This is a genomic window from Luteitalea sp. (assembly GCA_009377605.1).
Classification (GTDB): Bacteria; Acidobacteriota; Vicinamibacteria; order Vicinamibacterales; family Vicinamibacteraceae; genus WHTT01.
Window position 1 is genome coordinate 1 of the sequence record WHTT01000130.1, and the last position, 12,952, is coordinate 12,952.

Below are 12,952 nucleotides of genomic sequence, written 5' to 3' on the forward strand. Positions count from 1 at the left end.
CGGGTGTCAGCGGATCGCTGCGCGACGTGACCGGCAAGGCAGGCAATCGATTTTCCCGCGCGTGGTAGCGACAACGAGGCCCTGTCATGAACACTGAGACCTTGCCACGCGTTGACCATGCCCGAGGACTTGGAAGCGATGGCACAGCGTCCGCTGCCTGAGGCCGTGTGACATGAGAAGCCCTTGCCGCGGCCTGCTGATCATCCTCGTCGCGCTACTCGCGAGCACGGCGGGTCGATCGCAGCCGCAGGCGGTCCCTTCGCGCATCGTCTCGACCTCGCCGAGCATCACCGAAACGCTCTTTGCGCTGGAGCTCGGCGATCGCGTGGTCGGCGTGTCGACGTATTGCCGCTATCCGCCGGCCGTCGCCGCGCTGCCAAAAGTGGGCACGTTTCTGAAGCCGGATGCGGAGACCATCGCGCGCTTGAAGCCGGATCTGGTGTTCGTCCACGCCGGTCCAAACACGGTGGCCACTCAGCTCGCAACGCTCGGGGTCAAAACCGCCGTCGTCGATCGTGGATCTCTGTCAAGTGTCTTTACGACGATCCGGCAGATCAGCACGGCGGCCGGCGTGCCCGAAAGAGGGGATCGTCTCGTCTCTCGCCTGACCGCGGCACTCGACCGCGTGAAGGCTTCCGTCGCCGGGCGAGCGCGGCGAAAGATCCTCATCGTCGTCGGCCGTCGAACTGGCACGCTCACCGACATCATCGCCGTCGGCCCTGGCTCGTACCTGCACGATATCGCAGCCATTGCCGGCGGTACGAACGTGCTGGCGTCGGTGAAGCTCGAGTACCCGCGCATCTCCATGGAGACGATCATCGGTCTGTCTCCCGATGTGATCGTCGATGTCGGTGAAATGGGCGAATCGGCGGCAGACGCCGACCGCCGTCGCCAGATTACCGAGAGTCTCTGGCAGCGTCAGACGTTGGTGAAAGCGGTCCGCGAGCATGCGGTGCACGCGGTCCACGATGAAGCCTTCGTCTTGCCCGGCCCGCGCATCGTCGAGGTTGCGACGACCATGGCGCGGTGGCTCCACGGAGTCGAGCCGCGATGACGTTGCCCGTGCTCCGCGTGCGGAACGTGGCATGGTGGGCCGCGACGGTGCCGGTACTTGAACAGGTGTCGTTCGATGTCGCGCCCGGCGAGTTCGTTGCCATCATGGGCCGCAACGGAGCGGGCAAGAGCACCCTGCTCGATATCATCGCGGGCTTACGTGCCCCAACAGAGGGCGCCGTGGTCTTGGCGGAGCGTCCGTTGGACGAATGGACGGCGCTCGAGCGAGCGCGGCTGCTCGCGCACCTGCCGCAGAGCCTGCGTGCCGATTTCTCGGTGCAGGCCGAGGCGCTCGTCCTGATGGGTCGTTACGTCCACGCCACGCGCTGGTTCGAGTCAGACGAGGATCGCCAAATCGCCCACGAGGCGATGCAGCGGTGCGATTGCCTCGAGCTGCGACGACGGAGCCTGGCCACGCTGAGCGGCGGTGAGCGCCAGCGAGTCTTCCTGGCGGCGTGCCTGGCGCAGCGAGCCCGTGTCCTGCTGCTGGATGAGCCTGCCACGTTTCTCGACGTCGACCAGCAGCTGCACTGTTTCAGCGTGCTGCGCGCCGAAGCTGAACGCGGCGTCGCCTGCGTGGCGGTCACGCACGACATGAATCTCGCGCTGACCTTCTGTACCAGGTTGATCGTGTTGGCCGAGCGGGGCGTGGCTCGGGACCTCGCGACCGAGACCGCGCTCGACGACCCTGCGTGGCTGCACGTGTTCTCCCAGCGACTGACCGTGGAGCATGGAGGGTCGCGTCCGTGGGTGCGATACCGGTGATGGCGACGGAACAGCGATCCGTGGCGCGCTGGCTCGGCGGCTCGGCGCTACTCTTTGCGGCCGCGGGCCTGCTTCTGCCACTCGTTGGACCAAGCGGGCTGGACTGGAGCCGCGTGTGGCAGAGGCAGGAGCCGGACTGGTCGATCGTCACCAACCTGCGGCTCTCACGTACGCTGCTCGGGCTGCTCGCAGGGGGCGCGCTGGCGCTCGCTGGGAGCCTCTTCCAGTCCATGCTGCGGGATGCACTCGCGACACCCTATACGTTGGGCGTCTCGACCGGTGCATCCCTGGGTGCTGTGATCGCCATCGCGTTCGATTGGCACACGGTGGCCGGCGTTGTCGGTATCTGGGCGGGCGCACTCGTCGGTGCGGGACTCATCTTGTTCGTGGTGATGGGAGCCGCGACCCGTGGCGGGCAGCTCTCTTCTTCCAGCCTCCTGCTGGCCGGCATCGCCATCAACAGTGTGTGCGCCGCCCTCATTCTGTTGGTCCATGGCCTGACCGGGATGTCTCAATCGTTTGCGATTTCGCGTTGGCTGATCGGCGGTCTCGATGCGATCGAGCGTTCAACTCTCCTGATCTATGTGGCCACCGTTGTCGCGATCGGCCTGGTCATCATCCGGCAGGGACGTCAGTGGAACCTGCTCGCTGTCGGAGAGGCGTGGGCGGCGACGCGCGGCGCGCACGTGCGGCGGGCGCTCTTTCAGGGGTACGTCGCGGGCTCGATCCTCGCGGCGGCCACCGTAGCGCTGACAGGGCCGATCGGTTTCGTGGGCCTGGTGGTGCCGCACCTGCTCCGAGCGCGCCTCGGTGGCGACGATCGATTGCTGATGCCGTGCGCGTTTCTGCTCGGCGGCGTCCTCCTGGCTTCCTGCGATGCGCTGGGACGCGTATTGCTCGCGCCCGCCGAGATTCCGGCCGGCGCTATCACCGCCTTCATCGGTGGCCCTCACCTGATATGGGTCGTCCGGCGCGGAGGGACACGATGACCGAGATGTTTCGGGCGCGCGTGATCCGGGCCGACGGCCGCGCGATCAATGTCGTCCAGCGACGCGCGCATCTGTCGTATTGCTTCACCGGGTGCTGTTGCGGCCGCACAGAGCGGGGCTACGCGGCCGTGCCGGTCGACACGTTCAAGGACGAATGGCTGCGTCGCAAGCTGCGGAATGTCGTGCATCTGACGAAGGCGGGATGCCTCGGGCCGTGCGCCCTCGCCAACGTCGCCAGTCTCGTGTTCGACGGCCGTTCGGTGTGGTTCCACTCCGTGAACACGCCATGGCACGTGCGGCTCATCTACGACTACATCGAGACGATGGTGCGCGCCGATCGGTTCGTGACCCCCTCGTCCGAGCTGACGGAATACGTCTTCAACTTCTACGACTGGGACGTGCGGCCTCGGACGGAGACGCCTGCACTGGCCCCATTGTCCAGTGCATCGACGCGATATCGGCTTGCCTTGCTGTCGCACGCCGACACCGATCTGCTGGCGCTGAAGCGGGTCAACGGCACGCTTCCAGAAGACCTGGAGGGCGTGGGGGTGTCGCTCGTTCGACTCCAGACAGACGAACAGCTCTCGCTGCTGCTGGAAGGAACGCTGGCGGGCGCGCGCGTCCTCGTCGTACGACTGCACGGTGAGCTGGACAGCCTGCCCGGCTTCGATCGGTTGCGCGCGTGGGCGGTTGAACGGTCGACGCCGCTGGTGGTCGTGAGCGGCACGGGCGAGCCGAGGGCCGACTTCGCCCGCGCCAGCACCGTGAGCCTGGACGTGGTCGAAGCCGTCCGCACGTACCTGACCCTCGGTGGCGAGCACAACCTCGGTGAGTGCCTGAAGTTTCTGGCAGACCGGCTGCTTCTCACCGGCCACGGCAGCGCGCCGCCACTCGACGTGCCGGAGCACGGCGTGTATCTGCCCGATGTCGAGCACGCCACGATCGACGATTGGGAGCAGCGGCGAGATCCGGCGAAGCCGACGGCAGCCATTCTCTTCTACCGCGCGCATGCCCTGAGCGGCAACCTCGCCTTCATCGATGAGCTCATCGACGTGCTCGACCAGCACGGCATCAATGCCCTCGCGATTTTCACGTCGAGCCTGCGGGCGCGCGAGGCGGACGGCGTGCCTGCCGCATTGCGTCTGATCATGGGCCGGGCGGACGTTGTGATCTCCACGCTTTCGTTCGCTCTGGGTGATGCCGGCGGCGAAGGCGACTCGTCGATCTTCGAACGGATCGACGTGCCCGTCGTGCAGGCGGTCACGAGTGGGATGCCCCGCGAAGCCTGGGAGGTGTCCCGTCGCGGTCTGACGGCGCTCGACACGGCAATCAATGTTGCGATCCCCGAGCTCGACGGCCGCATCATCGCACCGCCGGTCTCGTTCAAGGATCGATCCGACGATGCACCCGGTCTCTACGCGCCGCATCAGGAGCGCGCAAGTCGCGTGGCGGGTCTGACGAGCCGGCTCGTGCGTCTGCGCCAGCTTCCGCGCGGGGAGATGCGCGTCGCCTTCGTCCTCACGAACTCGTCCTCCAAGGCATCGCAGGTCGGCAATGCCGTTGGGCTCGATGCGCCGGCCAGCCTGCTCACGTTGTTGCGAGCGATGCGCCGTGACGGCTATGCGATCGATGGCCCGCCCGACACGAGCGATGCGTTGATGGCGGGCTTGCTCGCGCGTGGCAGCTACGACGAGGACCATCCACTCGATCCGGGAGTCGCCGAGCGATTCTCCCGATCCCGCTATCGCGCGGCGTTCGCGACGCTGCCAGCGACGTCCCGCAAACGCATGGAGGAGTGGTGGGGCACACCAACTGAGCGCGGGGACACGCTGCGCAGCCCGGACCGGCGCGTCGACAAGAAGATCGCATCAAAGGCCGCAAGTACTACCCACCTCCTGACCAAAGAGCCCTGGACCGACGATCGTGACTATCTTTTTGCCGCGATGACGTTCGGCAACGCGGTCGTGGCGCTGCAGCCGCCCCGCGGATACGGCATGAACCCGGACGCGATCTATCACACGCCCGACCTGCCGCCGACGCATCACTACGCGGCGTTCTATCGCTGGCTGGCGACACCGACCGCAGATGGTGGATGGGCTGCCGATGCCATCGTCCACGTCGGCAAGCACGGCACACTCGAATGGTTGCCTGGGAAGGGCGTTGGCCTGTCGAACGAGTGCTATCCCGATGCGCTGCTCGGCGATCTACCGCTCGTCTATCCGTTCATCGTGAACGACCCCGGCGAGGGCAGCCAGGCCAAGCGCCGTGCGCATGCCGTCATCGTGGACCATCTGATGCCGCCAATGACGTCCGCGGACACCTACGGACCGTTGGCCGCGCTCAACGATCTCGTCAACGAGTACTACGCAGCCGAAAAGCTGGACGCGACACGGCTACCGATCATTCAGCAGCAGATCTGGGAGTTGATCCAGGAGGCGCAGTTGCAGGCCGACCTCGATCTGCGCACCATGCTTGCGCGGGATCATGGTGATCACACGCATGAGTGGGACGATGAGCTGACGCCTGAAGGCGTGCCGGTGACGTTAGCCGAGATGTGCGGCAACGATGTCGCGCATCTGATCGAGGACATCGACGGCTATCTCTGCGAGCTCGGCACGGCGCAAATCCGTGACGGCCTGCACGTCCTCGGCGCCATGCCCGTGCTGCCGGACACCTTGCGCGCGCTCACACGTTTGCCGAACGGTGCCGTGCATGGATTGCAGGCGGCTCTCGCGCGGGCGTTCGACGTCGACCTCCAGACGCTGCTCGCCGCACCCGGTGCACGCTTCGACGTGACGCGCGACGTGGACGGCACGATGTGCGTCGCCCATGCCGATGCGATCGAGCGCCTCGAAGCGCTGGCGCGAGATCTGTTCATCGAGTTGGAAGAGACCGGCTTCGACGAACGCTCGATCGAGCCGCTCGTCACACGACGCCTGGGACGTCTGGACGCCACGGTCAGCCAGTGCCTGGGCTTTGCATGCCGCACGCTCGTGCCGGCGCTGGAGCAGGTCACCGACGAAGTGGACCACGTGCTGGACGCACTGGCTGGCCGGTATGTGCCTCCCGGCCCGGCCGGCGCGCCCACGCGCGGCATGGCGCATATCCTGCCGACCGGCCGAAACTTCTTCGCGGTGGACCCGCGCGCGGTGCCGTCGCAGGCCGGGTGGTGCGTCGGAGAGCAACTGGCCCGCGAAGTCCTGGCGCGCCACCTCGCCGAAGAAGGCCGCTACCCGGCGATGATCGGCATAGGCGCTTGGGGCACCGCACAGATGCGAACACAGGGGGACGATGTTGCCGAGGTGCTGGCGCTGCTGGGTGTGGAGCCGGTGTGGGATCCGCAGTCACGGCGAATCCGGGATCTGGCGGTCATCCCGCTCGACCGCCTCGGACGGCCGCGTATCGACGTCACGCTGCGCATCAGCGGGTTCTTCCGCGACGCCTTTCCGCATCTCATCACGCTGGTCGATCACGCGGTCGAGCTGGTTGTCGGCCTCGACGAGCCTGCCGATCAGAACTATCCACGCAAGCACTACCTCGAGGAGCTGGCGCGTCCGTCGGATGCGGCGTTGGACGAGGTGGAGGCGCGTGCCCGCTATCGCATCTTTGGCGCCAAACCGGGCACGTATGGCGCGGGTATCCAGCAGCTCGTCGACACCCGCCACTGGCAGAGCGACCAGGATTTCGCGACGGTCTTCGTCGAGTGGGGCGGCTATGCGTACGGCCGCGGTGCGGAGGGCGTGGACGCGCGCGACGTGTTCACGGAGCGCCTGCGCGCCATCGAGGTGGCCGTCCATAACCAGGACAACCGCGAGCACGACATCTTCGACTCGGACGACTACTATCAGTTCCACGGCGGCATGATCGCCTCCGTGCGATCGCTGACCGGGCGTCAGCCAAAGATGTACGTTGGCGACAGCTCTCGACCTGACGCAGCGAAGGTACGCGACCTGCGCGAGGAGGCGCTGCGCGTCTACCGATCGCGCGTGGTCAATCCGAAGTGGCTCGAGAGCATTCGTCGTCACGGCTACAAGGGCGGCCTCGAACTGGCGGCGACCGTCGACTACGTCTTCGGCTTCGACGCGACCGCGCACGTGGCACCGGATCTGGTCTACGAGGGACTCGCGGCCGAGTATGCACTTTCTCCTGAGATGCAGGAGTTTCTCGAACAGTCGAATCCCTGGGCGCTGCACGCGATCGCCGACCGGCTCCTCGAGGCTGCCGATCGCGGTCTGTGGGAGAACGCCGCGCCAGAGACGCTGGCCGCGCTGCAAGACGTGCGCCTGAAGGCAGAGAGCTTCGTGGAGGCACGCGGAGAGCGCGTGCGCGTGCGTTCATGAGCGCTCCACAGTTTCCGTTCACCGCGCTGGTGGGCCTCGACACGCTGAAACTGGCGCTGCAGCTGGCCGCCATCGATCGGCGGCTGAGCGTGGTCGTTCGGGGCGACAAGGGGGCGGGCAAGAGCACGGCTGCTCGGGGCCTGGCCGATCTGCTGGAAGCGCATGCGCCGTTCATCACGCTGCCGATTGGAGCCACTGAGGATCGTCTCCTGGGCGGCCTCGATGTCGAGAAGGCGCTCAAGGGCGAACCATCGTTGAAGCTGGGCTTGCTCGCAGAGGCCAACGGCGGCGTCCTGTACGTCGACGAAGTGAACTTGCTACCCGACCACCTTGCCGATGCGCTGCTCGACGCGGTCGCAAGCGGTGTGCATATCGTCGAGCGTGAGGGCTTCAGTGCGTCTCAAAGCGCCGACTTCGTGCTGCTCGGATCGATGAATCCGGAGGAAGGCGCCCTGCGCCCGCAGTTGCTCGACAGGTTCGCCCTCGCCGTGAACGTCGAGGCGCCGTCCGAGCCGGCCATCAGGTGCGAAATCTTGGAGAGGCGGCTGGCCCACGACCGCGACCCTGAAGCGTTCACCCGCGCGTGTGCGCAGGTGCAAGAAGCCCTCTCAGCGAAGCTTACCGCTGCCAGGGCGCGCGTCGCTGATGTGAACCTATCACGCGAGCTCCTGGAGCACGTCTCGGCGCGTGTCGCGGAACACGAGGTACGATCGTTGCGCGCAGATCTTGCGGTCGTGCGAGCGAGCCGCGCGTACGCCGCGCTCGACGGTTCTGACCACGTCACGGTGCCTCATGTCGAGGCGGTGCTCCCACTCGCCCTGGCCCATCGAATGGACGGGAAGCCTCGGCCGCCGCAGTCCCCGTCGCCTTCGCCGTTACCAGACTCGAGACGTGACGACGGTGACGACGAAGACTCCAAGGGCGATCCCTCCTCCGCTGAACGGGTGTTCGAGGGCGCGCCGATGGAGAGTCCACGATTGGTGGTCGAACGCCACGGAAGCCGCGCCGCCAGTTCGCTCGGCGCGTCAGGTGTCGCCGCTGCCGGTCCCGTCATTGCCAGCCGCCGCACCGCTGCGCCGAGAGAGCTCGACCTGCGGCCAACGCTGTTGCATACCGTCACGCATACAGGAGCCGTGCATCTCCGCCCCGAAGATCTCCACGAGCGAGTGCGGCAGCCGCGCGCGTCCACCCGGTTCATCGTCATCGTGGACTCCAGTGGCTCCCATGCGGTTCGACAACGCATGCGTCTGGTGAAAGGTGCGGTGAGCAGTCTTCTGGAGGCGTCCCACGGCCGACATGACGAAGTCGTCGTCATCGCGTGCCGCGGAGCGGCCGCGCAGGTGCTCGTCGAGCCGACCTCTTCCCACGCCGAAGCGGACCGGGCGCTTGCGTACCTGCCAACCGGGGGGCGCACACCGCTGGCGCATGCGCTGGAATTAGCGGCCGGCTACGTAACGGACCAGTCGGTGGTCGTGCTGGTCACCGACGGCCACGCCAACGTGCCCCGGCGAAGCGACGATGCATGGGGCGATGCGCTCGCCGCCGCCGCCGAGCTGAACACTCTGGCGCTGGTCATCGACACCGAAGACGAGCGGCGTCTTACCGGACGTCCAAAGAAGCTCGCCGTCGCGATGCGCGCAACCTGTCTGCGGCTGGCCGACCTGGACCAGGCTGCAGTCGTGCGTCTCATTCGGGAGGTCCGATGTGGGTAAGGCGAGAAGCCTCTTCATCGGCGGCACCTCGTCCAACGCCGGCAAGAGCTGGATGACCACCGCCATCTGCGCCTGGTTGCGAGGACGAGGCATCTCGGTGGCGCCGTTCAAGGCGCAGAACATGTCGAACAACTCCTACCCCTGCCGGGCGGGAGGAGAGATTGGACGGGCGCAGGTCGCGCAGGCCGAAGCATGCGGCCTCGAGCCGGAGCCTGCGATGAACCCGATCCTGCTGAAACCAGCCGGGAACGGGCGCAGTCAGGTCGTCGTGAATGGCCGCGTGTGGAAGACCGTCTCGCCGCGGGAGTACTATGCCCGCGCGGCGGAGCTGCGGCCGATAGTGCTCGCCGCGTATGCCGACCTCGCGAGCCGTTTCGACGCCATTGTCATCGAGGGTGCGGGCAGCGTGACGGAGCTGAACCTTCGACAGCACGATCTGGTTAACCTCGGTCTGGTCACCAGCGTCCGGGCACCGTGGATCCTCGTGGCCGACATCGAGCGGGGCGGCGTGTTCGGATCCGTGATCGGCACGGCACACCTGCTGACGTCAGACGAGCGCGCCTTGTTTCGCGGCTTCGCGATCAACAAGTTCCGCGGTGATCTGGCGCTCTTCGACGAGGGCGTCCGCATCCTGGAGGAGCACACGGATTCGCACTGTTTCGGCGTGTTTCCGCACGTGGGGGACGTGTACCTGGATGCCGAGGACAGCTTGGCGCTCGAGACACGCCCCCGCACTGCGCCGCCGGCCGGCGCGCGCCTGGCAATCGTGCGGCTGCCGCACCTCTCGAATGCCACCGACTTCCGCCTGCTCACGTGGGCGGACTGGATCGCGGCGCCGCCACCGGGACGGTACGACTTCATCATCCTGCCCGGTAGCAAGAGCACCATGGCAGATCTGGCCTGGCTCCGCGCCGTCGGTCTGGCGGACTGGATCGTGGCGCAGCACCGCTCGGGCACGTCGGTGCTGGGCATCTGCGGCGGTTTCCAGATGCTCGGGCGCCACGTGGCCGATCCGACCGGCGTGGAATCTGACACGGCGTCCGTCGAAGGGCTGGGCCTGCTGCCGGTCACCACGACCCTGACGCGGGAGAAGCGTACTCGGGCCGTTCGCGCGGTGACCGCCGGGGGCGTGACGTTCGGCGGCTATGAGATCCACGTCGGTGTGGCATCAGTGGAAAGCGGCGCAGCTCGGGCCCCGTTCGCGACGCTCGACGACGGTGAGACCGACGGTCTCTGCCGCGATGGGGTGATGGGTACCTACCTGCACGGGGCGTTTGAGAGCGCCGCCGTGTGCGCAGAGGTCTTTGGCGTGGCACCGCCGGCCTCTGCAAAGGTAGACCATTACCAGCGGCTCGCGGCGTGGTTCGCGCAGCACGGGCGCCAGCTCGATCGTCTGGGCTTTGACTGATATTGGCGGAGTTCATCGCATGAACTGGGAACGACTGCTCGACGAACCATCGTTCGGCCTGCGCCGGGCGGGACGGTATCTCGTCGCCGATCTGAAGGGCGCGCATCATGTCGTGAGCACCTCGGCGCGCCAAGGCGGGTGGACGACGCACGTGCGCTGGCTCGTCAACCACCAAAGCTGTGAGGGCGCCGCCCATCACGACCGGCACAAGGTCATCACGGATGCTGGCTCCGACGGGTACCATGATCACGTGTGCGACGAAGTCGGCGTGCCTGCCGACTGCACTGCGGTTATGGCCACTGCGGCGAGCATGAACTACGTGGCGATCGTTCGTGAGGTCGATGGCGACGTCGCCGTGACGGCGGCGGTCACCGCCGGTGTCGAGGGCAACGCCACTGCCGCGGGAGAACCGGCCACGTGGCGCGAGACCGACACAGGCATGCAGAAGGTGGTAGCCCACACCGGCACGATCAACACCATGCTCTTGACCAGTCACCCGTTGACGCCTGGCGCGCTGGCGCGCGCCGTCGTCACGATGACCGAGGGCAAGACTGCGGCACTGCAGCGGCTGGCCGTGCCCAGCAAGCGGCACATCGATCTCGCGACCGGCACAGGCACAGACCAGTACTGCATTGCCTCGCCCGCGGACGGCGGCAAGGCCCTCACCTCTGCGAGCCCGCACCTGAAGCTGGGCGAGATCATCGGCCGGGCGACGAGGGAGGCGACGATCGAGGCGCTTCGATGGCAGAACGGGCTGGAGGCGAGCTACACGCGGGGTCTGTTTCACGCGCTCGGACGATTTGGGGTGCGAGAGGCGACGCTCTTCGACGAGATCGGCTCGTTGATGAGCGAAGGCGAGCTCGAGCTCCTGAAGAAGAACAGCAAGGCCGCGTTCTACGAGCCGCTGGTTGGCGCTGCGGCACATGCCCTCGCCACGGTCTGCGATCGCGTCCGGTACGGTACGATTCCGGCGTCTGTCGCCGCTGACGCTATGGTGCAGCAAGCGGCCGGCCTTGCGGCGAATCTGTCCGCGCAGGCGCACCGCTGGCCAGAGTTTCGTGCGACCTTGCGTCCGTATGCCGACGGCGATGTCACAGCGCTCGTGCTGAGGGCCCTGGCCTTGGGATGGTCAGAGAAGTGGCGAACTGGTGACTGACTGGTGGCGACCGCTCGCGCCGGATCCGCTCCTGCTGGTCGTCGCCGTCGTCGCTGACCTCGCCTTCGGCGACCCGGTCTACGCGTGGCATCCGGTACGTCTCATCGGCCGGCTGCTGACAAGTCTCGAGCATCGTCTGCGAGTCATGGGCTTCGACGGATACGGCGGAGGCATCCTGCTCTTTGCCGTGCTCGCGTCCGTGACGCTCACGGCAGTCGTGGCGCTTACCTGGACCGCCGACGTTGTTTCGCTGACCCTTGCCTGGGTCGTTCACGCCCTGATGCTGTACGCACTGCTCGCCCTCGGCGATCTGCTGCGCCACGTCTGGCGGATCGAATCCGCCGTTCGTCACGACGATCTCGCTGGCGCGCGCCGGGCGGTGAGCGCGCTGGTCGGGCGCGACACGGACCGCATGGACTCCGCCGCATGCAGGCGGGCAGCCGTCGAAAGTCTCAGCGAGAGTCTAACCGACGGTTTCGTCAGCCCGGTGTTTTGGTACGTCTTGGCGGGCCTGCCAGCTGTCGTCCTGTTCAAGGTCGTCAGCACGATGGACTCAATGGTCGGCTACAAGACGTCGCGCTACTTACGCTTCGGCTGGTGCGGCGCAAGACTCGATGACGTGCTGAACTATCTGCCGGCGAGGATCACGTGGGTCGTCATCAGCGCTGTTGCAGCGGTGCTGCCCGGATTCTCCGGCCGCAAGGCGTGGACCGTTGGCCTTCGGCAACACGGGCTCCTGCTTGGTCCCAACGCCGGTTGGAGCGAAGCCGCCACGGCTGGTGCACTCGAGCGCCGGATCGTAGGGCCCATCTGGCTGAACGGCGTGCAGGTCACCGACATCTGGATTGGCGATGCCGCGGACCCGACTCTCGGCTCATCGACGGATGTGACGCGCGCAGTGGCGCTCGTTGTGCTCAGCGGTCTCGCCGTGACCGCGCTGGGAACCAGTCTGCTGGCCTGAGAGCTCCGGCCAGCGCATCTCGGAAGGAGGCTTCCACCAGGCGTGGCGGCGGGCGAGAACTGCCGCGGGGTGCCCCGGCAGCATTCCGCACGACTTCCGGCGGACGGCCCATCCGCAACATGGTCCGCGCCGGTATTCCGGAGCGCGTGGCCATGAAAATGAGCGGCCATAAGACGCGCAGCGTTTTCTATCGTTATAATGTCGTCAGCGATGGAGACCTGCGGGATGCTGCACGTCGGCTTGGGGCACACTAGCCCGGCAGTCACCGTTTCCGGCGAAGCCAATTCGCAAAATCCTTAGGAAATCCACGCACGGTGAGGTGGCCGAGCGGCTGAAGGCGGCGGTTTGCTAAACCGTTATAGGGGCTTAAACCTCTATCGAGGGTTCGAATCCCTCCCTCACCGCCACGCCTTCGCCTTCGGCGAAGGCGTTGGCGGCTCGGGTGGCCTCCTCGGGCGCCGTGGCGCCGCGCTGTGCGCGCCGCCCCGAGGCACGAATCCCATTCATTGGCAGCTGTCTGGCCTTCGGCGAAGGCGTTGGCGGCTCGGATGGCCCCTCGAGCGCTGCG

General features: G+C 66.8%; 8 protein-coding genes, 1 tRNA gene and 1 pseudogene. All 10 read left to right on the forward strand.

What is annotated here, in order from left to right:
* Positions 1 to 172 precede the first annotated feature (172 nt).
* The gene (locus tag GEV06_26245) at positions 173 to 1,054 is read left to right on the forward strand and encodes an ABC transporter substrate-binding protein (protein ID MPZ21365.1); all 882 of its coding nucleotides are present in this window, start codon (positions 173 to 175) and stop codon (positions 1,052 to 1,054) included.
* Positions 1,051 to 1,818, forward strand: coding sequence for an ATP-binding cassette domain-containing protein (locus tag GEV06_26250; protein MPZ21366.1), 768 nt, complete (start codon positions 1,051 to 1,053; stop codon positions 1,816 to 1,818). Before GEV06_26245 ends, GEV06_26250 begins: the two co-directional genes overlap by 4 nt.
* Complete coding sequence (locus GEV06_26255; protein MPZ21367.1) at positions 1,800 to 2,807, forward strand: iron chelate uptake ABC transporter family permease subunit; 1,008 nt, start codon at positions 1,800 to 1,802, stop codon at positions 2,805 to 2,807. The genes GEV06_26250 and GEV06_26255 overlap by 19 nt, the downstream gene beginning before the upstream one ends.
* Positions 2,808 to 2,812: 5 nt before the next feature.
* Complete coding sequence (locus GEV06_26260; GenBank protein MPZ21368.1) at positions 2,813 to 7,147, forward strand: cobalt chelatase; 4,335 nt, start codon at positions 2,813 to 2,815, stop codon at positions 7,145 to 7,147.
* Positions 7,144 to 8,859: a VWA domain-containing protein gene (locus GEV06_26265; protein ID MPZ21369.1), complete on the forward strand. Its 1,716-nt coding sequence runs from the start codon at positions 7,144 to 7,146 to the stop codon at positions 8,857 to 8,859. The genes GEV06_26260 and GEV06_26265 overlap by 4 nt, the downstream gene beginning before the upstream one ends.
* Positions 8,819 to 10,267, forward strand: coding sequence for a cobyric acid synthase (locus GEV06_26270; protein MPZ21370.1), 1,449 nt, complete (start codon positions 8,819 to 8,821; stop codon positions 10,265 to 10,267). The genes GEV06_26265 and GEV06_26270 overlap by 41 nt, the downstream gene beginning before the upstream one ends.
* A 19-nt stretch (positions 10,268 to 10,286) precedes the next feature.
* Positions 10,287 to 11,423, forward strand: coding sequence for a hypothetical protein (locus GEV06_26275; protein MPZ21371.1), 1,137 nt, complete (start codon positions 10,287 to 10,289; stop codon positions 11,421 to 11,423).
* Positions 11,413 to 12,384 (forward strand): cobalamin biosynthesis protein CobD, encoded by a 972-nt coding sequence (gene cobD, locus GEV06_26280; GenBank protein ID MPZ21372.1) that lies wholly within the window; start codon positions 11,413 to 11,415, stop codon positions 12,382 to 12,384. Before GEV06_26275 ends, cobD begins: the two co-directional genes overlap by 11 nt.
* 82 nt (positions 12,385 to 12,466) lie before the next feature.
* Positions 12,467 to 12,608, forward strand: a pseudogene (locus GEV06_26285) (tyrosine-type recombinase/integrase).
* A gap of 89 nt (positions 12,609 to 12,697) precedes the next feature.
* Positions 12,698 to 12,791 (forward strand) — tRNA-Ser (locus tag GEV06_26290).
* Positions 12,792 to 12,952: the final 161 nt, after the last annotated feature.